Annotated in this window: 20 protein-coding genes and 1 pseudogene; 16 read left to right on the top strand and 5 right to left on the bottom strand. The window is 56.0% G+C overall.

Annotation, left to right across the window (positions count from 1 at the left end):
• Entirely contained in the window at window positions 1-1335 is a 1335-nt protein-coding gene (locus AAER43_RS12355; protein WP_050861996.1) for an SrfA family protein, read from the bottom strand.
• Window positions 1336-1618: 283 nt separating this feature from the next.
• On the opposite strand from AAER43_RS12355, the gene AAER43_RS12350 reads away from it, so the two are divergent.
• Together AAER43_RS12350 and AAER43_RS12345 are read left to right on the top strand one after the other, a co-directional pair.
• Window positions 1619-3217, top strand: coding sequence for an ABC transporter substrate-binding protein (locus AAER43_RS12350; RefSeq protein WP_050861997.1), 1599 nt, complete (start codon window positions 1619-1621; stop codon window positions 3215-3217).
• Between the two features lie 101 nt (window positions 3218-3318).
• A complete protein-coding gene (locus AAER43_RS12345; RefSeq protein ID WP_014883950.1) occupies window positions 3319-3552 on the top strand; it encodes a YdcY family protein in 234 nt (77 codons plus the stop codon).
• Between the two features lie 2 nt (window positions 3553-3554).
• Here AAER43_RS12345 and AAER43_RS12340 read toward each other — a convergent pair whose 3' ends face one another.
• Window positions 3555-4004 carry a DMT family transporter gene (locus tag AAER43_RS12340; RefSeq protein ID WP_014883949.1) on the bottom strand — a complete coding sequence of 150 codons (450 nt, stop codon included), beginning with the start codon at window positions 4002-4004 and terminating at the stop codon, window positions 3555-3557.
• Complete coding sequence (locus tag AAER43_RS12335; protein WP_045135200.1) at window positions 4001-4519, bottom strand: GNAT family N-acetyltransferase; 519 nt, start codon at window positions 4517-4519, stop codon at window positions 4001-4003. The genes AAER43_RS12340 and AAER43_RS12335 overlap by 4 nt, the downstream gene beginning before the upstream one ends.
• Before the next feature lie 147 nt (window positions 4520-4666).
• On the opposite strand from AAER43_RS12335, the gene AAER43_RS12330 reads away from it, so the two are divergent.
• From AAER43_RS12330 to AAER43_RS12320, 3 genes are all read left to right on the top strand, one after another.
• Window positions 4667-5242 (top strand): XRE family transcriptional regulator, encoded by a 576-nt coding sequence (locus AAER43_RS12330; protein ID WP_014883947.1) that lies wholly within the window; start codon window positions 4667-4669, stop codon window positions 5240-5242.
• Window positions 5243-5305: 63 nt separating this feature from the next.
• Window positions 5306-6346 carry an NADP-dependent oxidoreductase gene (locus AAER43_RS12325; RefSeq protein WP_032636359.1) on the top strand — a complete coding sequence of 347 codons (1041 nt, stop codon included), beginning with the start codon at window positions 5306-5308 and terminating at the stop codon, window positions 6344-6346.
• A gap of 254 nt (window positions 6347-6600) precedes the next feature.
• A complete protein-coding gene (locus AAER43_RS12320) occupies window positions 6601-7269 on the top strand; it encodes a GntR family transcriptional regulator (protein WP_014883946.1) in 669 nt (222 codons plus the stop codon).
• 120 nt (window positions 7270-7389) lie between these two features.
• On the opposite strand, the gene pqqU is transcribed toward AAER43_RS12320, so the two are convergent.
• Window positions 7390-9504, bottom strand: coding sequence for a TonB-dependent receptor PqqU (pqqU, locus tag AAER43_RS12315; RefSeq protein ID WP_050861999.1), 2115 nt, complete (start codon window positions 9502-9504; stop codon window positions 7390-7392).
• 243 nt (window positions 9505-9747) lie between these two features.
• On the opposite strand from pqqU, the gene AAER43_RS12310 reads away from it, so the two are divergent.
• On the top strand, window positions 9748-10809 hold the full coding sequence (locus AAER43_RS12310; RefSeq protein ID WP_032636360.1) for a YncE family protein: 1062 nt from the start codon (window positions 9748-9750) through the stop codon (window positions 10807-10809).
• A gap of 93 nt (window positions 10810-10902) precedes the next feature.
• On the opposite strand, the gene ansP is transcribed toward AAER43_RS12310, so the two are convergent.
• The gene (gene ansP, locus AAER43_RS12305) at window positions 10903-12399 is read right to left on the bottom strand and encodes an L-asparagine permease (protein ID WP_050862000.1); all 1497 of its coding nucleotides are present in this window, start codon (window positions 12397-12399) and stop codon (window positions 10903-10905) included.
• Between the two features lie 417 nt (window positions 12400-12816).
• Between ansP and AAER43_RS12300 the strand changes: the two genes are divergently transcribed.
• The 10 genes and pseudogenes from AAER43_RS12300 to pptA all read left to right on the top strand — a co-directional run bounded on the left by AAER43_RS12300 (window position 12817) and on the right by pptA (window position 21903).
• On the top strand, window positions 12817-13356 hold the full coding sequence (locus AAER43_RS12300; protein WP_045282143.1) for an AAA family ATPase: 540 nt from the start codon (window positions 12817-12819) through the stop codon (window positions 13354-13356).
• Between the two features lie 110 nt (window positions 13357-13466).
• On the top strand, window positions 13467-14468 hold the full coding sequence (locus tag AAER43_RS12295; protein ID WP_050862001.1) for an LLM class flavin-dependent oxidoreductase: 1002 nt from the start codon (window positions 13467-13469) through the stop codon (window positions 14466-14468).
• Complete coding sequence (locus AAER43_RS12290) at window positions 14465-15586, top strand: amidohydrolase (protein ID WP_014883940.1); 1122 nt, start codon at window positions 14465-14467, stop codon at window positions 15584-15586. The genes AAER43_RS12295 and AAER43_RS12290 overlap by 4 nt, the downstream gene beginning before the upstream one ends.
• Before the next feature lie 17 nt (window positions 15587-15603).
• A pseudogene (locus AAER43_RS12285) lies at window positions 15604-17867 on the top strand (NtaA/DmoA family FMN-dependent monooxygenase).
• A 9-nt stretch (window positions 17868-17876) separates the two neighbouring features.
• A complete protein-coding gene (locus AAER43_RS12280) occupies window positions 17877-18386 on the top strand; it encodes a GNAT family N-acetyltransferase (RefSeq protein WP_057057672.1) in 510 nt (169 codons plus the stop codon).
• A gap of 9 nt (window positions 18387-18395) precedes the next feature.
• The gene (locus tag AAER43_RS12275) at window positions 18396-19322 is read left to right on the top strand and encodes an amino acid ABC transporter permease (RefSeq protein WP_050862005.1); all 927 of its coding nucleotides are present in this window, start codon (window positions 18396-18398) and stop codon (window positions 19320-19322) included.
• Window positions 19306-20079 (top strand): amino acid ABC transporter ATP-binding protein, encoded by a 774-nt coding sequence (locus AAER43_RS12270; RefSeq protein ID WP_050862006.1) that lies wholly within the window; start codon window positions 19306-19308, stop codon window positions 20077-20079. Before AAER43_RS12275 ends, AAER43_RS12270 begins: the two co-directional genes overlap by 17 nt.
• A gap of 9 nt (window positions 20080-20088) precedes the next feature.
• Complete coding sequence (locus AAER43_RS12265) at window positions 20089-20976, top strand: transporter substrate-binding domain-containing protein (protein ID WP_014883934.1); 888 nt, start codon at window positions 20089-20091, stop codon at window positions 20974-20976.
• Between the two features lie 41 nt (window positions 20977-21017).
• Complete coding sequence (locus tag AAER43_RS12260) at window positions 21018-21635, top strand: glutathione S-transferase family protein (RefSeq protein ID WP_045268194.1); 618 nt, start codon at window positions 21018-21020, stop codon at window positions 21633-21635.
• A 37-nt stretch (window positions 21636-21672) separates the two neighbouring features.
• Window positions 21673-21903 carry a tautomerase PptA gene (gene pptA / locus AAER43_RS12255; protein ID WP_014883932.1) on the top strand — a complete coding sequence of 77 codons (231 nt, stop codon included), beginning with the start codon at window positions 21673-21675 and terminating at the stop codon, window positions 21901-21903.
• Window positions 21904-22060 lie beyond the last annotated feature (157 nt).

Here is a 22060-nt window from a genome sequence, read left to right as displayed (position 1 = left end):
TCAGGCACCTGCTTTCTTGAACGTCAGGGGGACGACGGTGTTGGCATCATAACGGGCGCGACATTCTGCGATATCGCTGGTGCCGGCTTTACAGGCGACTTCCGGCATCGGGTAGCGGGAACCGTCGGTACAGCGGGCCGTGCCGCGACTCTTGATCATCAGCTCACCATTGCTGTGTAGCCCGGAGAAGATCTCCGCGCGGCAGACAATATTGTCGCCATGGACTATGCGGGCGAAACCTTTATTGTTCTGGATTTGATAGCGCATTGACGGTGGCTTGCCGGTGACCGGGTCTTTCACGTCGAGAATCGCGCGCCAGGTACCGTTCAGGAAGCGTGTCGATCCGGCTTTCACCTGACCGGCCTCCATCACCATGGCATCTTTCGGGATCGCGACAATCACCACGGGAGCGGGTTCAGGCTCTTTTTCTTTGCTCGCCACCACCTCAGCCTGATGCAGGGGTAAATTCATCGCCAGTGGCTCAACGGCTTTGATCGGTTTTGGGGCGATAGCCACGGGCTCAGGGACCGGCGCAGGCGCGGGCTCTGCAGAAGGGGCCGGTTTTGGCCACATCAGCGGGGCGGCAATAGCGGCAATGATCACCGCCGCGACCGGCAGCGTCCAAAGGGGAACGCGACGCTTCTTCGTGATGACGACAGGCGCGGGTTCAGGCGCAGGTTGCGCAACAACCGGTGCGGGCTCGGGCGCATACAGGTCTTCCGGCGTAATCCGTATCGCGGCGACCGGGGCAATCAGCGGCTCGTCAGCTTTTTCAAAGGTGATGGCCGGTTCGGGCACCCGCTCGGGCTCGGGTTCAGGATCTTCAATCACAACGGGGGCGGGCTCAGGGATCAGCGATTCACGCAGGCAGTCGAGGACATCGTCACGCGCATTTTCATTCAGGTTTACAAAACCCCAGAAGCACAGGATCGGTTTTCCGTCGACGAGAAAAACGAAATTTTCCCCAGGGAACTGAAATGCTTTCGACAGCAGCGAGCCGAAGAGCTGTTGCGCTGTTTTCGGCGACTGAAGGCATTTCTTGCTTAACGACTCTACGCTCGCAAGGGTGTTTTCCAGATAGCGCAGGGCGCGATAGCGGTCGTCCTCACCAGCCGCTTTCCAGCTGGTGACGTTTCCCTCCACCGGGGAGTACCAGTCTACGCGGTCGCCGCTGTCGTTGACCTGCGGAATCGCCAGACAGTCAACGATAGCCTGTTGTTTGCGCAACCGGAGCGCTTCCCGAATTTGTAACGCTGATTCAAAAACGGCTTGTCCGCCGCCGCCCACGGCCTGAAAATCATCCAGGTTACCGCTGCGTAAAAGAGTTTTAGCCACGATTTGATCCCATATACTTCTTCACGCCGTTACTTTAACGAAACGAGGAAGAAAACAAACGGAGGAAGAGACGCTAAAAGGGCCGATTTCTTGCGGCATAGAAAGTGACGGTTGTGCTTGACGGATAATGGCACTTAAGGCAAATCATCTTTTCGGATGCTGACCGTAAAACCAGCAAAAAACGCGGCTTTAGAATAACCTGATAGTGTTTCGTTATTTGCCAGGTCATAACGGCTGTGCTGTTATTACTGTCCTATATAATAAAACTGTCAGGGTTATAACCATGTCTACAGGGAAAACACTGCTCGCCCTTGCGCTGAGCGCGCTTTTACCAGCCGGTGCCGCGTGGGCGGCAAACAACGACACCTTAATTTACTGTTCTGAAGCGTCACCCGAGTCGTTCAACCCGCAAATCGCCAGTTCCGGCCCCTCTTTTGTCGCCAGTTCTCAGGTACTGTACAACCGCCTGATCAATTTCGACCCGGTGAAAAACACGCCGGTTCCGTCGCTGGCGGAATCCTGGACGATTTCACCGGACGGTAAGACCTATACCTTTACCCTGCGCAAAGAGGTGAAGTTCAACAGCAACAAATACTTCAAGCCGACCCGCGACTTTAACGCCGATGACGTTATTTTCTCGGTTATGCGTCAGAAAGACCCTAAGCATCCGTACCACAACGTGTCCCAGGGTAACTATGAATACTTTAACGACGTGGGTCTTGATAAGCTGATTCAGGACGTCAAAAAAGTCGACGATTACCACGTTCAGTTCACCCTGAGTGAACCCAACGCCGCGTTCCTGGCCGACTGGGGGATGGATTTTGCCTCGATTCTCTCCGCAGAATACGCCGATGCGATGCTGAAAAAAGGTACGCCTGAAAACGTGGACACCTGGCCGATCGGTACCGGTCCTTATGTGCTGCAGCAGTACAAAGTGGATTCACTGATCCGCTACGTCGCTAATCCGAACTACTGGGATGGCGAGGTGCCGACCAAACATCTGATCTTCTCCATCACGCCAAATGTGGAGACGCGTCTGGCGAAACTGCAGACCAACGAATGCCAGATAATACCCGCGCCGTCTCCGGTGCAGTTTGAGGTGATTAAGAAGAACAAAGACCTGACGCTGCACTCGGTTGATGCGCTGAACGTCGGCTATCTGGCGTTTAACACCGAGAAAAAACCGTTTGATAACGTGCTGGTGCGCCAGGCGCTAAACTACGCGACCGACAAAAAGGCTATCGTTAACGCGGTCTTTATGGGGTCGGGGACGGTGGCAAAATCGCCGATCCCACCCAATATGATGGGCTTTAATAACGATCTGAAGGATTACAGCTACGATCCGGAAAAAGCGAAAGCGCTGCTGAAGCAGGCCGGGCTGGAGAAGGGCGCAGACGTTACGCTATGGTCAATGCCGGTTCAGCGTCCGTATAACCCAAACTCGCGTCGCATTGCGGAGATGATCCAGAGCGACTGGGCGAAGGTGGGCGTAAAGGCAAAAATCGTATCTTACGAGTGGGGCGAATATCTCTCCGGAATGCGTAAAGGCGAACATGATTCCGCACTGTTTGGCTGGATGTCCGATAACGGTGACCCGGACAACTTTGCCGATGTGCTGCTGGGCTGCAACAGCATTAAAACCGGGTCAAATGCCGCACGCTTGTGCGATAAAGATTATGATTCCCTGGTACAAAAAGCGAAGCTGACCAGCAATCCGGCTGAGCGTGCGAAGCTCTATGGCCAGGCGCAGGAGATTTTCTACCAGCAGGCGCCGTGGATCGCACTGGCAAACGGCAAAACGTTCTATGCGACCCGCAGCAACGTGACCGGGTACAGCGTGAGCCTGATGGGCAGTGATTTTTCAAAAGCGAAGCTGAACTAAGCATTTTATTGCCGGGTGGCGGCTACGCCTTATCGGGCCTACATTTTGCACCCGTAGGCCCGGTAAGCGTAGCGCCACCGGGCACGTGAGGAGGAGTGACAATGTCACATTTAAACGACGTGATCGCCCGCGTGGATGCCGCCATCGACGAGAGCGTGATTGCCCATATGAACGAACTGCTGATTGAACTGAGCGATGATGCCGAGCTCAGCCGGGAAGAACGCTATACCCAGCAGCAGCGTCTGCGTACCGCAATTTCGCATCACGGTAAGCAGCATAAAGAAGAAATGGACGCGCGGCAGGAACAGCTGACCAAAGGCGGCACGATTCTGTAGCCTCAAAACTGGCGTCGTGCGACCAGCCAGGCCCCGACAACCAGCATCACCGCACCGCACACCGGGCCTGCCAGGGCGCGGAGTGGAACGCCATGGCTTCTCAGAACGTCCATCACCAGCCCACCGATCAGCTGGCTGGCCACCAGTACGGCGATGGTGGTCGCTGCGCCAACGTTCTGATATCCGCTGATACTGGCAAAGACGAAAAACGAACCCAGCAGTCCCGGAATAAGCGTCCACCAGCGCACAGTTGCGGCCAGCTCGCTAAACCCGGCGACGCCCTGTTTCAGCAGCAGAATGCTGACAAACAGCACGATGCCGACCAGCGAGTTGAGCAGCATCGCGATCAGAATGGTGGAGGAGGATTGGGTGATGCGCACCATCAAGGTATTCTGTACCACCAGACCGATTCCCGCCGCCACCAGAAATGCCAGCGTCAGTGATTGATTCATGGAATAGCGTCCGGGTCGCTGCGCTCGTCAAGCTGCAGCTGCATGAAGATTAAGTCCAGCCAGCGGCCAAACTTGGTTCCCACCTGCGGCATTTGTCCGGTAGTCACGAAACCGAGGGTTTCATGAAGGTGAATGGAGGCCTGATTTTGCGCTTCAATACCGGCCACCATCACATGTTTACCCAGGGTGCGGGCCTCGTTAATCAGCGCTTTCATCAACGTGCGGCCAATCCCCTTGCCCTGATGATCCGGATGGACATAGACCGAATGTTCTACCGTATGGCGGAAACCATCAAAAGCTCGCCAGTCACCGAAAGAGGCGTATCCGGTAATAACACCGTTTTCCTCGCTCACCAGAACCGGATAGCCTGCAAGTGTACGAGCCTCAAACCACGCGATACGGTTATTGGTATCGACGGTCTTATCGTTCCAGATCGCGGCAGTATGCAGCACCGCGTGGTTATAGATCTCTCCTATCGCAGCGCAGTCTTCTTTGCAGGCATGACGAACGATCATGATGTTCCCTCTGTGTGTTGTTCACTATAGTATTACGTTGTAGATACGATATTACACAACTGCATCGTCCGGGCGCTACGCCATAAGCCCTATTTTTTGTTATCAGAACCCCATTGAAATGCCATTCATACACTATAGTATGACGTCATGAACACAATAACAGACACAATGAATCAACGAATTAGTGCAAGAATTCGTCTTGAACGCGAGTCCCGCGGATGGTCCCTGAGCGAGCTGGCTGACCGGGCAGGGGTCTCGCGCGCGATGATCCACAAAATTGAGCGCGGAGACAGCAGCCCGACAGCGACTCTTCTTGCCCGCCTGTCCGGCGCGTTTGGCATCAGCATGTCCACGCTGATTGCACGCGCGGAGATGCAGGAAGGTAAACTCCTGCGCCTTGCCAATCAGCCTGTCTGGCGCGACCCGCAAACGCACTATCTCCGCCGTCATGTTTCTCCCCGTACCGATCTGCCCATCGACCTTGTTCAGGTAGAACTGCCTGCCGGGAGCGATGTGCCGATGCCCGCATCGTCTTACGCGCTGGCACGTCAGCTCATCTGGCTGCAGTCCGGCGAGCTGGTGTTTCAGGAAGGCGACACACGCCACGAGATGCAGGCCGGTGACTGTCTTGAACTTGGGCCGCCAAATGACTGCCGTTTCATCAACGAAACGAATGAAAGCTGTGTCTATCTGGTTGTACGGCTTAACCAGTCGGGTTCGTAAAGGAAGCGATAACGCCGTTCATGAGCCAGGCTGTAATGACATTTGTAGCAGAAGGAGATCCTGATGAATCACGCTGTTTCGCAAAATCGCCGCTGGGTGCTGGCTTCTCGTCCACAGGGCGCGCCGGTCGCGGAAAATTTTCGTCTGGAAACACAACCTGTTCCCGCGCCCGTTGAGGGGCAGCTGTTGCTTCGTACCGTCTGGCTGTCGCTGGATCCGTATATGCGGGGTCGCATGAGCGATGCGCCATCCTATTCCCCTCCGGTAGAGGTGGGTGCCGTGATGGTCGGGGGAACGGTCAGCCGCGTTGAGCAGTCAAACCATCCCGATTTCAAACCCGGTGAATGGGTGCTGGGCTACAGCGGCTGGCAGGAATATGAACTTTCTGACGGCAGCGGCCTGGTCAAGCTGGGCGACAATCCGTCTCATCCTTCCTGGTCGCTGGGTATTCTGGGTATGCCTGGTTTTACCGCCTATATGGGGTTACTGGATATCGGACAACCGAAAGCGGGTGAAACGCTGGTGGTCGCTGCGGCGACAGGTCCGGTTGGCGCCACCGTTGGGCAGATTGGCAAAATCAAAGGTTGCCGGGTAGTGGGCGTTGCCGGTGGGGCAGAAAAGTGCCGTCATGCCGTTGATGTTCTTGGGTTTGATCAGTGTCTCGATCACCACGCGGCGGATTTTGCCGACCAGCTGAAGCACGCCTGCCCGAAAGGGATTGATGTCTATTATGAAAACGTCGGGGGGAAAGTCTTTGACGCCGTACTGCCGCTACTGAATACCTCTGCGCGCGTCCCGGTTTGCGGCCTGGTGAGTGGCTACAATGCGACGGGCTTGCCTGAAGGACCGGATCGCTTGCCGCTGCTGATGGGCACCATTCTGAAGAAACGTATTCGGATGCAGGGGTTCATTATCGCTCAGGACTATGGCCACCACATTAAGGCGTTCCAGGACGAGATGGGGCGCTGGGTGCAGGAAGGTAAAATTCACTATCGTGAACAGGTCACGGATGGGCTTGAGAACGCGCCCGAGGCGCTGATTGGCCTGCTGGAAGGTCGAAATTTCGGCAAAGTCGTGATTCGCGTCGCGGGTGACAATAAATAAAAAGCATGATGGCGGGGTTTCCCGCCATATTTATTTGTGAAGATACGATATATTGTCTTTAATTAACGGACATGGTTTTTCGCGCCATCATCCCGGATGCGCCCGAAGCCGATAAAAAATCACAGTTTGCTTTTTTTGCTGTTTTTACGTACTTCCCACCACCAGGCATGACGATACAGGATATATCGAAGCAGCGTCGTTTTATTAAACCGACGCTTAAAAATAGCATTAAGTTTTAGCTACAGGAATTGAACATGCTTGATTTGGATCACTTAGAAAAAGCCCAAAGGATCAGTCTTACCATGCAAGTTGAACTCAGTTTGAAAGGAGCATTAATTACAGGCTCCCTCAAACCTGGCGCACGGCTGATTACGAAAGAAATTGCCGATAAATTGGGAACCAGTATTACGCCGGTCCGCGAAGCGCTGCTGCGTCTGGTGTCGGCAGGGGCGTTACACGCTACGCCCGCGCAGGCCTTTCTGGTGCCAGAGGTCACGCTGGATCGTTATAACGAAATTAACGCCATTCGCAAACAGCTTGAGCCCATGGCAGTCGCCGCAGCCTGTCAGAATATGTCTGAGCAAAAGCTGGAGACGTTGCGCAAATTGTCGGACGTATTTCATGAGGCCATGCGCAACGGGAACGTCCAGCAGGCGCTCCATGCGAATCGTGTCTTCCGGTTTACGCTTTATCAGTATGCCGAAATGCCGACGCTGAATGCGTTGATTGAACAGCTATGGGTGCGCATCGGCCCGTGTATTAACTATCTTCACCGTGAGCTTGATGACATCAAAGTGTCGACTTATCACTATGACGAGCTGCTTTCAGCCCTTGAGAGAAGAGATGTTGATGCCAGCCAGAAGGCGATTGATAAGTTGATTGATGAAGCGAATACGCTTTTACAGCGACAATATTTTAACTAAGAGATTATTTAGCAGAGCGACTATATCTCGCACCTAATTATTTATCTGGTGAATAACTCCTGATGGCTTATTGCCATCAGGAGCATTATTTCATTTATAAAATAAACTTTACTTTTTTTCTCACTCGAAGCGATAAGAGACCGACAGACCAACACCGTAGTTACGGCCAGGTGCGGGCTCGTAATAACGCCCGTTCGATTCGTTAACAATAACGGAGCCGACATACTCTTTGTCGAACAGGTTATCTACGCGGCCAAAGACGTCCATCCCCCAGTTGCCATAGTTAAATTTATACCCGGTATTGAGCCCAACCACCGTGTACGACGGCGCTTTCGCCGTGTTTTCGTCATCAGCCATGATGTCGCTCATATAGCGCACGTCAGAACCCGCGTACCAGCCTTCTTCTGGCTGCCAGCCAAACGACGCGAAGCCCATATTGCGGGCAATGCCCGGCATACGGTTGCCATTACAGTCGGCATCGCCGCAGACGTTGGTGCGGTAGGTGGCGTCCAGGTACGTCCACGCCATTTTCAGTTTCCAGTTCTCAGCAAACTGCTGATCGAGAGAGACTTCTACCCCCTGACGGCGAGTTTTCCCGACATTTTTATAGCTTGTACGACCGCCAGCGCTGGCATCTACCACGATCTCATCATCTGTGTCTGTGCGGAACAGCGCTGCCGTCAGCAGACCATTACCGATGCGGGTTTTGCTGCCCACTTCATAGGTGTTGTTCGTGGAAGGTTTCAGGCCGATGTTCAGGCCGCCCTGATTATCGGCGCGATAAGAAAGTTCGTTGATGGTCGGCGTTTCGAATCCACGTCCTGCGGCCGCATAGAGGTTCCACGCGTCCGTCACCGCATATTTCACCGAGCCTGCCGGGAGCCATTTGTGATAGCTCGCGTCACCGCTGTCATCGCCGTTCCCAGGCGTAACGTAGTGGTCGTTGGAATCGAACCAGACCGAGCTGTAACGCACGCCCGCGTCGACGGAAAGTTTCTGCGTTAACTGCCAGCTGGTTTGCAGATAAGGATCAACGTTCCACATCAGATTGCGTTCATCACGACGCTTATCGCCTTTAACGCCGTAATCCGGCACGCCGTTGTTCATCACGAAGTTTTCGTACCCGCGACGATCTTCGCTCATGTTTTCATAGTTCAGACCGGTGGTGAAGGTGACCGGCACCAGCAGCTCACCACGGTGCGTCCAGCGGGTATCAACGCCCTGATAGTGGCGCTGCATATCAATCACGCCGCCGGAGTGAGAAGGTCGCAGCTGCGGCTGATAAGGAATCGACTGATACTGCGTCATTTCACGCTCACCGGCATACATCATCACGCTCAGATCGTCCTGAGCGCTAAGCTGGCGGTCATAGCGCAGACCGGCCTGGGTCTGCTTGATGGTCTTGCGCGTGTTGTACTGATCGCCGCGCGGAGACTGACGTGGGTTGTTTTGCCACTCCTGATAGCTCAGCCCGCCCGGATCGTTGGCTTTCATGTCCACGCTGTTGAAAATCAGCGTCAGCTTGCTGGCGTCGTCAATGCGTACACCCAGTTTGGCGTTAGCCAGATTCTTCCGCGCGCCGCTGTGGTCGCGGAAGCCTTTGGTGGTGAAGCGGGTAGTCGAAACCGTGTAATCCACGTCTCCCGCATGCGTTCCGTCCCCCATGGCGCCGGTGGCTTTCATTCCATAGCGCCATGTACCATAACTGCCGTAATAGCTGCTCGCCTCAAGGGTCGGTGGCTGCTGCCCGGTCTGGGTAGTCATGTTAATCACGCCGCCAGAGGCGTTACCGTACAGGGCAGAGAAGGGGCCACGCAGCACTTCAACGCTGTCAATGCTGGAGAGATCGATGTTAGACGTCTGGCCCTGTCCGTCCGGCATGGTGGCAGGGATACCGTCGACATACATGCGAATGCCGCGCACGCCAAACGTTGATCGGGCACCAAACCCACGCACTGAAAGCTGGAGATCCTGGGCATAATTCTGCCGGTTCTGGATTTGCAGCCCGGGAACGCTGCCAAGCGATTCAGAGAGGTTAATGCGTGGCGTGGCATGACGCATATCATCGCCATTCACGACGCTGACCGCCGCCGGGGTATCAAGCTCTGATACGGTTTGCGGCGTGGCGCTGACGATCATGGTTTGTTCCTCTGCGCCGATCGCACTAAGCGGCACAAAAACAACGGGGACCAGCAGCAGCGGGAGAGATGCCTTACGGGCAGAAATGATTTTCATGAATAAAACCGGTTGTGGTGTGTAAACGAACCAAATGGAACATGTCCATACATGTTAAAGGTTTTGTAAATGTTTTGAAAACTATAACCGCACATTGCGTTAATGAAAGGCGAGAAGGGAAAGAAAAACTCCACTTTTAACTCATTAATGATTACTATTCTCATTATCATAAGGGCGACGCCATGACGTTGCCAGCCGGAAGCGATGTCAGCCGTACTCCCATTTTTCAAAAAAGGAATTGTTATGTCTTTACGCCATCTGTGCTCACCGCGACTGAGCACCTCTCTGCTGTCTGCCGCTTTACTGTTTGCCGGAACCTTCCAGGTGCATGCCGCCGAAGAGATGCTGCGTAAAGCAGTGGGTAAAGGTGCCTATGAAATGGCGGTCAGCCAGCAGGAGAATGCGCTGTGGGTTGCGACGTCGCAAAGCCGTAAAACTGACAAGGGTGGGATTATCTATCGCCTTGATCCTGCCACGCTGGAGGTGACGCAGGCCATTCATAGCGATCTCAAACCTTTTGGTGCAACCCTCGACGGCGCGACGCAAACCCTGTGGTTGGGTAACACGCTCAACGGTGCGGTGACGGCCATTGATGCGAAAACGGGCGACGTGAAAGGGCGTCTGGTGCTGGATAGTCGCCAGCGCAGCGAAACGGTGAAACCGCTGCAGCCGCGACAGCTGGTGGCGGATGACGCGAGCAACACGATTTACATCACCGGGGTGGGCAAAGAGAGCGTGATTTGGGTGGTGGATGGCGCCACGCTGAAGCTGAAAGGAACCATCGCAAATACGGGTACCTACAGCACCGGGCTGGCGCTTGATGCCAGGGCGAAACGCCTGTATACAACGAATGCGGACGGCGAGCTGGTCACCATTGATACCGCCACCAACACCATCCTCAGCCGCAAAAAAGTGCAGGACGACGGCAAAGAACACTTCTACCTGAATTTGAGCCTGGACACCGCCGGTCAGCGTGCCTTCCTGACCGACTCAAAACAGCCGGAAGTGCTGGTGGTGAGCCTGAAAGACGGCAGCGTGATTGAGAAAATTGCGGCGCCTGAATCACTGGCGGTTCTGTTTAACCCGGCTCGCAATGAAGCCTACGTGACGCACCGTGAAGCCGGTAAAGTGAGCGTGATTGACGCGAAGTCTTATAAGGTGACAAAAACTTTCGACACGCCTGTCTACCCGAATAGCCTGGCGCTGTCTGCCGATGGCAAAATCCTGTACGTGACGGTGAAACAAAAATCCACTCGCCAGCAGGAAGCCACTCAGCCTGATGATGTGATTCGTATTGCACTCTAATGTGGGAATTGCCCGGTGGCGCTGCGCTTACCGGGCCTACAAAAACGATAAGATATAGGCCGGGTAAGGCGAAGCCGCCACCCGGCTTTTTTATTAACGCGAGGTCTCTTCCACCAGCGGTGCGTCGTGTTTTTCATCATCAGGATGAACCGGCGCGGTGCTGTGAATTTCGTGAACGCGTTTACGTACGCCGAACCAGCCTGCGATCAGCAATACGGCCAGCAGCGGAATGGTGGCGATGGTATAGGTACCGTTCGGGTAGTCGAACGCCATCAGTACCAGCACGCTAAACAGGAAGAGCAGGGTGAGCCATGAGGTCACCGGTGCGCCCGGCAGCTTAAAGCTGACGTCTGGGGCTTTGCCTTCTTTAATGGCTTTACGCAGGCGCATCTGGCAAACCACGATAAAGGCCCAGGAGGCGATAATCCCAAGTGCGGCCACGTTCAGAACGATCTCGAAAACCTGAGACGGCACCAGATAGTTCAGGAATACACCGAAGACATACACCACCAGGGTCGCCAGAATACCGGCATACGGTACGTGCTGCTTGCTCATCTTCGACATGAACTTCGGCGCAGAACCGCCCATCGACATAGAGCGCAGGATACGACCGGTAGAGTAAAGGCCGGAGTTGAGGCTGGAGAGTGCCGCCGTCAGTACCACGATGTTCATGATGCTGCCAACGTAAGGCACGCCGAGCTTAGAGAAGAAGGTGACAAACGGGCTCTGACCAGCCTGATAGGCATTCCACGGCAGCAGCAGAACCAGCAGCACCACGGAGCCAACGTAGAACAGACCGATACGCCAGATCACGCTGTTAATGGCTTTCGGCACCATGGTCTGCGGATCTTTACATTCACCCGCTGCGGTACCGACCAGTTCGATAGAGGCAAAGGCAAACACGACGCCCTGAACCAGAACCAGCGCAGGCAGCAGACCGTGCGGGAAGAAACCGCCGTTATCGGTTATCAGGTGGAAGCCGGTGGCATTGCCATCCAGCGGCTTACCGCTGCCGAGGAACACGGTCCCGACGACCAGGAAAATCACAATCGCCAGCACTTTTACCAGCGCAAACCAGAACTCCATTTCGGCGAACCACTTCACGCCGATCATGTTCATGGTGCCGACAATCGCCAGCGCACCAAGGGCAAAGACCCACTGGGGCACGTCACCGAACGCGCCCCAGTAGTGCATGTAGAGCGCAACGGCGGTGATATCGACGATACCGGTCATCGCCCAGTTGACGAAGTACATCCAGCCTGCCACGTAGGCCGCTTTTTCACCGAGGAATTCACGGGCGTAGGAAACAAAACTCCCACTGGACGGACGATGCAGCACCAGTTCACCCAGTGCGCGAAGAATGAAGAAAGAGAAGATCCCGCACACCAGATACACCAGGGCGAGAGCCGGGCCAGCCATTTGCAGACGCGCACCAGCACCTAAAAACAGACCTGTTCCGATAGCGCCGCCGATGGCGATCATTTGCACCTGACGGTTGCCCATCGCTTTGTGGTAGCCCTCTTCGTGGGAGTTCAACCAGCGACGTTTAGCAGCGTGATGATCGGCTGCGCTTTTATTGCTTGTTTTCATTGAGTTACCTGTTTGCCTGTCTGAACCATTATCGTGATAGTCCTGCCTGGCAGAGAGCGATACAAACGATTGCTTCTGCGCAAACACATGTCGCCTTCCCAGTCATTCTGCGTATGGATAAGGCGAAACATGGCGAGGCATCCTACCTGCAATTCATAAGCGACGCAAAATATAACCGTGTCGAAAGTGATGCAGGTCGAATGAAATCGTGTGGTCAGAGCAGATGAGGATTACAACACGCTGAATCGTGGCGAGTTTTTAGACAGAACTAATAGTGAAGTGCTGCTTTAATCATCAGAAATCCTTAATAATTACGTTGAGGTAGCGCGCAATGAGGCAGCGCGTCACGGGCATTTCATTAACAAAAATAAAACGATATGATCCGAAATGTTTTCTTCAGCATGGCCTGGCGGAACGGTGAAAATCAATATTATCGGTACCAGCGGGAGCGGAAAGAGTACGCTTGCCCGGCGCATCGCGACGGAACTGTCGCTCCCTTATATTGAGATGGACAGGCTCTACTGGCGTTCTGAGTGGAAGGGAACGCCCGATGAGGAGCTACTGGAGACGCTGGAAAATACGCTCGCTGCCACACCCGGCTGGGTGCTTGATGGCAACTACAACCGCACGCGCCCGGTGAAATGGCGTGAGGTTGATCTGGTCGTGTGGGTGGACTGCGGTTTTGTCCGTACGCTCTGGCAGGCGGTGACGCGCGCGTTTAAACGCGCATGGCACCAACAGGAACTGTGGCCTGGCACCGGAAACTGCGAAAGCTTCCGCCGCTCATTTTTCAGCCGGGAATCCATCATCATCTGGACCCTTAAAACCTGGCGCATTAACCGCGAGCGTTACGACGCTGATATGAAAAACCCGCAATACGCCCACATTCAGTTTGTTCGCATCACCCATCGCCAGGAGGCGGATGCGCTGATTGCTTCGCTGAAAACTCACCCCTAGCAGGGCGCTGTATATCTGATTTCCAGAAAACTAAATGTAAATTAATTGTTTCTCAGTGGTGAAATACGCCTTTAATAATGTCGACATGTTAAGTCAAACGAGAACGCAACATGTCATGGCGAATCAGCATTCTGGACAAAAGCCCCATCGCTGAAAACGAAACGGCTGCCGATGCACTGGCGCGTACGTTAGCGCTGGCGCAGCAGGCAGAAAATCTGGGCTATCACCGCTTCTGGATTGCCGAACACCACAATACCCCTCAGCTTGCCAGTCCCTCGCCGGAGCTGCTGATTGCCTGGATCCTCGGGCAAACAACGCGCATCCGGGTCGGTTCCGGGGGCGTCATGCTCCAGCACTACAGCCCTTATAAAGTCGCCGAGAATTTCAACGTGCTGGCCGCGCTGGCGCCCGGCCGCGTGGATCTTGGTGTCGGAAAAGCGCCTGGGGGATTACCGCTCTCGACCCGCGCGCTGCAGCTGGGGCTGGATCAGCAGGAAAAGGGCAGCTTTGCCGAACAGCTGGCCCAGCTCGATCGCTGGATCCGTCCTGAAAACCACTCAGCGGAGGAAGCCGTTCGCGCCACGCCGCAGCCACCGGTACCTGCACAGGGTTTTCTGCTGGGCGCCAGCACGGAAAGCGCGCTGCTCGCCGCATCACTCGACTGGCACTTTGTCTTTGCCGCGCATCTGAACGGAGCCCCGGAACTGTTACGCGAGGTGGTTTCGACCTGGCGTAAGAACAGCGCGCGGGAGGTGATAGTGGCGGTGCAGGCGATTATCGCGCCGACCCAGGTTGAGGCCGAAGCCCTGGCGCAGAAGGTCGAAGTGTGGGGTGTTGAGCTGGCAAACGGCCAGCGCGTGACCGTCGCCAGTGAGGATCAGGCCTATGCCTTTGCCCGTCAGGCCGGGAGCGAGCCGGTGCGCATCGCCCGTCGCGCCCAGTCGCTGCTGGCGGGGACGGCGGAGTCGGTGCTGGAACAGCTGAACGCGCTACACGCGCAGTGGGGGATCGACGAATTTATCATCGACACGCCGGTTGCGGAGGGGGCAACGCGCGTGCAGTCCCTGCGTTTGCTGGCCGAGGCGCGTCTGAACAGGGAGGTTACCGTATGAGCTTTGGTGAACAACTGATTGCCTGGCGTCGCGAGCTGCATCAGAACCCGGAGCTGTCCGGCCAGGAAGTGGAAACGACGGCGCGCCTGCGCCGGTGGCTGTCAGCCGCGGGCATCACGCCGCTGCCTTACGACCTGCCGACCGGTGTGGTGGCGGAGATCGGGACCGGTAACAAACTGATCGCGCTGCGGGCAGACATTGATGCCCTGCCCATTGAGGAGCGCAGCGGCGTGCCGTTTAGCTCGCAGCAGCCCGGCGTGATGCATGCCTGCGGACACGATATCCATACCAGCGTGATCCTCGGTGCAGCGTTAAAACTGAAAGCGCGGGAAGCCTCGCTTAAGGGGCGGGTGCGGATCCTGTTTCAGCCAGCCGAAGAGAACTTTGGGGGGGCGAAGAGCATGGTGCGGGCCGGTGCCCTGCGGGATGTCAGCGCGATTTTTGGGATGCACAACGAGCCCGGCCTGCCGGTGGGGAAGTTCGCGACCCGTGGCGGGCCGTTCTATGCCAACGTCGACCGCTTCGCGATCCGCATTACCGGTAAAGGCGCGCACGCCGCGCGCCCGCATGAAGGCAACGACGCTATTCTCCTGGCCAGCCAGCTGGTGACCGCGCTGCAAAGCGTCGCCAGCCGCAATGTGAATACGCTGGATTCGGTAGTGCTGAGCGTGACGCGCATCGCCGGGGGCAACACCTGGAACGTGCTGCCGGAAAGCGTTGAGCTGGAAGGTACGCTACGCACTCACCGCACGGAAGTGCAGCAGAACGTGAAGGCCCGCGTGGGGGAAATTGCGGCCGGTTTTGCCAGTGCTTTTAGCGCGCAGATTGATATCACCTGGTTTGCCGGGCCCACTGCGCTGGTCAATGACCAACGCTGGGCCGATTTCGCCACCTCGGTCGCCCGTGAAGCGGGGTATGAAACCCATCACGCCGAGCTACATATGGGCGGAGAAGATTTCGCAGTCTATCTCCAGTCTGTGCCCGGCGCGTTTGTCAGCATCGGCAGCAACAGTCCGTTTGGTTTACACCACCCGGCATTTAATCCGGATGAAGCCTTAATTGAACCCGCTGCCCGCTATTTTGCCCAGCTTGCGGAACACGCCCTGCAACACGTCTGATTAATCATGAGGTAAATATGTCTGCACATCATCAACTGCGGCTCGGGACCATTTTGCATGGCGCATCCGGAAATATGTCCGCCTGGCGTCATCCGGCGGCCGTCGCGGATGCCAGTATCAATTTTGATTTCGTTAAAGAGACGGCATTAAAAGCGGAAGAGGGCAAACTCGATTTCTTATTCGTTGCCGACGGTCTTTATATTAACGAAAAATCGATCCCGCATTTTTTAAACCGGTTTGAGCCCTTAACGGTGTTATCTGCGCTGGCAAGTATTACCTCGCGCCTGGGGCTGGTGGGAACCTTATCCACCTCCTACAGCGAGCCCTTTACCACGGCACGGCAGTTCGCCAGCCTCGACCACCTGAGCAACGGACGCGCTGGCTGGAACGTGGTGACTTCGCCGCTGGAAGGTTCAGCGAAGAACTTTTCCCGCGAAAAACACCCGGAACATGCGCTGCGCTATCGCATTGCCGATGAGTATCTCGACGTGGTGAAAGGGCTGTGGGATTCCTGGGAAGAGGATGCCTTTATCCGTAATAAAGAGAGCGGTCAGTTTTTTGACCCGGCTAAACTGCACCCCCTGAATCATCACGGGGATTTCTTCCAGGTCGCCGGGCCGCTCAATATTGGTCGCACGCCGCAAGGACGTCCGGTTGTCTTTCAGGCCGGTGCGTCGGATGACGGGAAAAAACTGGCGGCAAAACATGCCGACGCCATTTTTACCCATCATGACACCATCGAAGAAGCGAAAGCGTTTTATCGTGACGTGAAACAGCAACTGGAAACGAACGGTCGGCGCGCGTCTGACTTACAGATTTTCCAGGGCGTCAGCGTCATCGTTGGCAACGATGCCGAAGACGTGGAAAACCAGTACCAGACTACGGCGGCGCTGGTGTCGATTCACGATGCCCTTAATTACCTCGGACGTTATTTTGAGCATCACGATTTTAGTCAGTATCCGCTCGACGAGCCGTTCCCGGATATCGGCGATCTAGGCAAAAACAGCTTCCGCAGCACCACCGATGAAATTAAGCGTAACGCCCGCGAACGCAACTTAACCCTGCGCCAGGTGGCGCTGGAAGCCGCGTCGCCGCGCCCGCGTTTTTCCGGCACGCCGGAAGAGGTTGCAGACGGCCTTCAGGCCTGGTTTGAAGGCTATGCCGCAGACGGCTTCATCATTCAGGGCGGCACGCCGGATACCTTCCCGCGCTTTGTTGACCAGGTAGTGCCCGTTTTGCAGGCCCGCGGCCTGTTCCGTACCGACTATCCCGGCACCACGTTGCGCGACAGCTTAGGTCTGGATCAACCGAAAAACACGTTCACACAACAATAAACGAGAACACCGCTATGCAGAAAACATCGCTTATTCTGGCGCTCGCGCTGGCCTTTACCCCTGTCGTCCGGGCAGAGAATGTCACGATTAACGGCACTGGCGTGAGTATTGAGGCCAATAAAACGCCGATCAACACCGTCAAAAACGGTGATGCGGTGGCGCAGCTACCGAAGGATTATCGCTTTGCCGTTCCCGGGAAATTTACCGTGGCGGTGGCGGGGCTGAATCAACCGCCGCTCACGGTTTTCTCCGATGACAACAAAACGCTGTTGGGAAGCGAGGTCGACGTCGCTCGCCTGGTGGCTGACAGCCTCGGGCTGGAGCTGAACGTGGTGCCGACCTCGTGGGAAGACTGGCCGCTGGGCGTGGCGTCCGGAAAATACGATGCCGCCATCAGCAATATTACCGTCACCAAAGCGCGCAAAGAGAAGTTTGATTTTGCCACCTACCGTAAGGACTCCCTCGGTTTCTACGTGAAATCGACCAGCCCGATTACCTCGCTTAAAAAAGCAGAGGACATCGCCGGGCTCAGGATTATTGTGGGCTCCGGTACCAATCAGGAAGCCATTCTGCTGGCATGGAATGCCGAGAACCTCAGGAAAGGGCTGAAACCCTTTACCCCGATCTACACCAAAGACGATGCGGCGCAAACGCTGGCGCTGCAGTCCGGGCGCGCGGATGCCTACTTTGGCCCGAACGTGATTGGCGCGTGGAAAGCGGCGCTCAACGGCAAAACCAAACTCGTCGGCAGCGTGGACGGCGGCTGGCCGAAAGCGGCGCACATCGCGGTCACGCTGAGAAAAGGCAACGGCCTGGTCGAGCCGGTGCAAACCGCGCTTAATGGCGTAATCAAAAACGGCGATTACGACAAAGTACTAAACCGCTGGGGAGAAGGGGTTGAGCGCATTGCTCATTCCGAGGTAAACCCGGCAGGTCTGGGAGATTAAGGAGGCGCTATGCGTGAACAATTTCGTGATGTTTCGCCGGAAGATGCCGAACTGCAGCCGATTATCGAGGGGCTGTTCGGTGAATATGCCGCCCGCTACGGCGACTACTTCTCTAAGGACGCGGAAGTGGAGCTCACGGCGTGGTATTTAGCGCCACAGGGGCTGTTTATCGTGCTGGAACGTGACGAGAAGATTATCGCCACCGGTGCGTACAAACCCTTTGATGAACGGACCGCCGAAATTAAACGCATCTGGACAGACAAATCCCTGCGTCAGCAGGGGCTTGCTGCCCGCGTGGTGCAGGAACTGGAGCGCAGGGCGGTGCTGGCGGGTTACAGCCAGATCTACATGACGACCGGTTTTCGTCAGCCGGAAGCGGTGCGGCTCTATCTCAGCCAGGGATACCAGCCGCAGTTCGATCTCACCCGTGACCCGGAAGAGTACAGCCAGCCGCCGTTTGACGGTCGGCTGCGTTTCACCAAAACGCTTGTACGTGAAGCGTTCAGTAAAACCGCATGAGGAACGACGATGAGCAACGTTGAAACCATTAAGGTGGTCCCGGCGCGTTATCCGCTGCGGACCGTCGGCGCCGTGGTGGCCCTGTTTATCCTGGCCGTTGTGATCCAGTCCGTGGCCTTTAACCCGCGCTGGGAGTGGGCGGTGTTTGCCCGCTGGTTCTTTGACCCGGTGATCCTCGCAGGTGTCGGGCAGACCCTGCTGCTGACCCTGATCGGCACTGCGCTGAGCGTGGTGATCGGCGGCCTGCTGGCCCTGGCGAGACTCTCTTCCTCCTGGCTGTTAAGCAGCCTGGCGTGGGGCTACATCTGGTTGTTCCGCTCGCTGCCGCTCATCGTCGTGCTGATCATCCTTTACAACTTCTCCTATCTCTACGACACGCTCTCGCTCGGCGTACCGTTCACCCGCATCACCTGGGGCAGTTTTGAAACCATCAACGTGCTCGGGCAATTTTCTACCGCGGTGGTGGGGTTAACCCTCGTTCAGAGTGCCTATACCGCCGAGATCATTCGTGGCGGATTCCTAGGGGTCGATCACGGCCAGTATGAGGCTGCCGCCGCGCTCGGCCTGCCCGCATGGCGTCGCACGGTGCGGATCATTCTGCCCCAGGCGCTGCGTACCATATTGCCCTCGGGGTTCAATGAAATTATCAGTCTCGCCAAGGGTACGGCGATGGTGTATGTCCTGGCGATGCCGGAGCTGTTCTATACCATCCAGATGATCTACAACCGCACGCAGGAGGTGATCCCGCTGCTGATGGTCGGTGCCGCGTGGTACCTGGCGATCACCACCGTTCTGTCCGCTATCCAGTATGGTGTTGAGCGCGGTCTCGCCCGCAGCGAACGCCGCTCCGCCGTGAACCAGAACAGCGCCACCCGTCGTAGCCGCGCTGTCACCACCACGCCAGCACAGGAGCCCGTCCATGCAAGCCTCTCCTGAAGGACATATTTCAATTACCGGCGTCAGCAAATATTTTGGCCGCCATAAAGCGCTCGACAACGTCACGCTTGAGATCCCGCCGGGCTCCGTAACGGTGATCCTCGGGCCGTCCGGCTCGGGTAAATCGACGCTGCTACGCACCATTAACCACCTGGAGCGCGTCGACGAAGGCTTCATCCAGATCGACGGGGACTACATTGGCTACCGTCGTCAGGGTGACAGGCTTTACGAACTGAAAGAGAACGAGATCCTCAAGCAGCGCGTCAACGTGGGCTACGTGTTTCAGAACTTCAATCTCTTTCCGCATCTCACGGTGCTGGAAAATCTGATTGAGGCGCCCATCGCGCATAAAAAGCTCAGCAAGAAAGAGGCGGTGGAAAGGGCATATAGCCTGCTGGATGTGGTGGGGCTGAGGGATAAAGCGGACGCCTGGTCCCGCCATCTTTCCGGCGGCCAGCAGCAGCGCATTGCCATTGCCCGTGCGCTGGCGCTGCGTCCGCGCGTAATGCTGTTTGACGAGCCTACCTCGGCGCTGGATCCGGAGCTGGTGGGGGAAGTCCTGGACGTCATCAAAAAGCTGGCCCGCTCTGGCACCACGCTGGTGGTGGTCACGCATGAGATCGGCTTTGCCCGGGAAGTGGCGGATCAGGTGGTATTTATGGTCGACGGGAAAATTGTGGAGCAGGGCAACAGCGACGACGTTTTAAACCGTCCGTCGCACCCGCGAACGCGCCAGTTCCTCTCTAAAGTGCTGTAAGGAGCGCAGATGAAATATGGATGTCTGGTTGGGTTGTTCTTCACGACGGTGAGCCACGCCGGGATTGATGTGCAGGCCAACGAGCAGCCGCTGCCGGTGACGGTGGATCGGCAGGCGGTGGCGAAGATCCCCGCAAACTACAGGTTTGTTGAGCCGGGAACGCTTACGGTTGCCGTTTCCATGCTGAACTCTCCACCGCTGGCGCTGCTGGCCAGCGACAATCGCACGCGCATCGGCAGCGATCCGGATATCGCCCGCCTGCTGGCGGGTAGCCTGGGGCTCAAGCTGAAGCTGATACCGACGGCGTGGGAAGACTGGCCGTTGGGGATCGCCTCCGGGCGCTACGACGTGGCGCTGGTGAACATTGCGGTGACCGAACAGCGTAAAGAGAAGTTTGATTTTGCGACCTACCGCGTTGATTCGCTTGCGTTCTCGGTGAAATCCACCAGCGAGATTCAGTCGATCAAAAGCCCGGAAGATCTGGCCGGGAAAAAGGTGATTGTCGGCTCGGGGACCAATCAGGAGCGCATCCTGCTGGGCTGGAACGAGGAGAATAAAAAGGCGGGACGCGAACCTGCGCTGCCGGTCTATCTCCACGACGATGCCTCGGGCAATCTCTATATTCAGTCTGGCCGGGCGGATGTGTTATTTGGTCCGCAGTCGGTTTCGTCCTGGAAAGCGGCGCTCACCGGAAAAACGCGCGTCGTGGGGTTAGGCCCAAAGAAAGCCTTTGTCGCCACGACCACGAAAAAGGGGAATGGGCTGGTGTACGCCCTGCAGGCCGCGCTGGACGGGGCGATTGCGCGGGGTGAGTACCAGAAGGTGCTGGCGCGCTGGGGTGAACAGGGCGAAGCGGTCACGCAGTCGGAGGTCAACCCGCCTGGGATAACCTACTAATGGTGCTCTACACTTAGGGTTTTCATCCCTGAGGGGGCAACATGATGAAACTTTATGGCGTACCCGGCTGGGGCTCGGCAATCAGTGAAGTGATGCTGACCCTGGCCGATATCCCTTATCAGTTTGTGAACGTGGACGGGTTTGACCAGCCTGGTCCGCAGCGTGAGTTGCTGCAAAAGCTCAATCCGCTGTGTCAGGTACCCACGCTGGCGCTGGAAAATGGCGCTATCATGACCGAAACGGCGGCGATTGCCCTGATGGTACTCGACCGCTGTCCCGATCTTGCGCCGCCCGTGGGGCAGGTCGAACGCCAGCAGTTTCAGCGTTTGCTTATCTGGTTTGTGGCTAACGTCTATCCCACTTTTACGTTTGCAGATTATCCCGAACGCTGGGCGCCCGACGCACCGGAACAGTTGCAGAAAAACTGCATTGCGTACCGGAAATCCCTCTATTTATGGTTCGAAAGTCAGCTTAAAGCCGCGCCGTTTGCATTGGGAGAACGACTGACGCTGCTGGATGTGTATATTGCCGTGGCGCGCACCTGGGGGCCTCGTCACGACTGGTTTGCTGCCAATACCCCGAAATTTACAGCGATCGCCGATACCGTCTGTCAGCTGCCAGAACTGCACAAGGTGTTAAAGGCAAATACTATTATCTGATAACGTGAAGCGCTCAACCACAACAGGAAACCTGCATATGCCACACGTAGATATCAAATACTTTCCCCGCGATCTCAACGACGAACAAAAAACCGCGCTGGCGGCGGATATTGCCGAAGTGATTACGCGCCATCTTAACAGTAAAGATCGTTCCATTTCGGTAGCGCTGAATGAAGTTCAGGAAGCAGACTGGAAAGCACAGGTCTGGGATACCGAGATTGCCCCGAAGATGGATGACCTGATTAAGAAACCGGGTTATTCAATGTAATTTTTATGCCGGGTGGCCGCTTCGTCTTACCCGGCTTTGTCTGCCTCTCCAGCCTTCTTTCCGCAAAAAACGATAAAAATAAGTTTAATCTTATCCGGTACACTTTACGTTCCTGACTGACATTTTATAAATCCTTAGGAAAGATCGACAACAGAAT

This window comes from Enterobacter sp. FUJ80071 (assembly GCF_038739915.1).
GTDB lineage: Bacteria > Pseudomonadota > Gammaproteobacteria > Enterobacterales > Enterobacteriaceae > Enterobacter > Enterobacter kobei.
This window is presented reverse-complemented; position numbering and strand designations above follow the sequence as displayed.

Excerpts from the sequence above, each read along its gene's own strand:
- AAER43_RS12350 (WP_050861997.1), top strand. The coding sequence starts at position 1,619 with ATGTCTACAGGGAAAACACTGCTCGCCCTTGCGCTGAGCGCGCTTTTA.
- AAER43_RS12345 (WP_014883950.1), top strand. The coding sequence starts at position 3,319 with ATGTCACATTTAAACGACGTGATCGCCCGCGTGGATGCCGCCATCGAC.
- AAER43_RS12340 (WP_014883949.1), bottom strand. The coding sequence starts at position 4,004 with ATGAATCAATCACTGACGCTGGCATTTCTGGTGGCGGCGGGAATCGGT.
- AAER43_RS12335 (WP_045135200.1), bottom strand. The coding sequence starts at position 4,519 with ATGATCGTTCGTCATGCCTGCAAAGAAGACTGCGCTGCGATAGGAGAG.
- AAER43_RS12330 (WP_014883947.1), top strand. The coding sequence starts at position 4,667 with ATGAACACAATAACAGACACAATGAATCAACGAATTAGTGCAAGAATT.
- AAER43_RS12325 (WP_032636359.1), top strand. The coding sequence starts at position 5,306 with ATGAATCACGCTGTTTCGCAAAATCGCCGCTGGGTGCTGGCTTCTCGT.
- AAER43_RS12320 (WP_014883946.1), top strand. The coding sequence starts at position 6,601 with ATGCTTGATTTGGATCACTTAGAAAAAGCCCAAAGGATCAGTCTTACC.
- pqqU (WP_050861999.1), bottom strand. The coding sequence starts at position 9,504 with ATGAAAATCATTTCTGCCCGTAAGGCATCTCTCCCGCTGCTGCTGGTC.
- AAER43_RS12310 (WP_032636360.1), top strand. The coding sequence starts at position 9,748 with ATGTCTTTACGCCATCTGTGCTCACCGCGACTGAGCACCTCTCTGCTG.
- ansP (WP_050862000.1), bottom strand. The coding sequence starts at position 12,399 with ATGAAAACAAGCAATAAAAGCGCAGCCGATCATCACGCTGCTAAACGT.
- AAER43_RS12295 (WP_050862001.1), top strand. The coding sequence starts at position 13,467 with ATGTCATGGCGAATCAGCATTCTGGACAAAAGCCCCATCGCTGAAAAC.
- AAER43_RS12290 (WP_014883940.1), top strand. The coding sequence starts at position 14,465 with ATGAGCTTTGGTGAACAACTGATTGCCTGGCGTCGCGAGCTGCATCAG.
- AAER43_RS12280 (WP_057057672.1), top strand. The coding sequence starts at position 17,877 with ATGCGTGAACAATTTCGTGATGTTTCGCCGGAAGATGCCGAACTGCAG.
- AAER43_RS12275 (WP_050862005.1), top strand. The coding sequence starts at position 18,396 with ATGAGCAACGTTGAAACCATTAAGGTGGTCCCGGCGCGTTATCCGCTG.
- AAER43_RS12270 (WP_050862006.1), top strand. The coding sequence starts at position 19,306 with ATGCAAGCCTCTCCTGAAGGACATATTTCAATTACCGGCGTCAGCAAA.
- AAER43_RS12265 (WP_014883934.1), top strand. The coding sequence starts at position 20,089 with ATGAAATATGGATGTCTGGTTGGGTTGTTCTTCACGACGGTGAGCCAC.
- AAER43_RS12260 (WP_045268194.1), top strand. The coding sequence starts at position 21,018 with ATGATGAAACTTTATGGCGTACCCGGCTGGGGCTCGGCAATCAGTGAA.
- pptA (WP_014883932.1), top strand. The coding sequence starts at position 21,673 with ATGCCACACGTAGATATCAAATACTTTCCCCGCGATCTCAACGACGAA.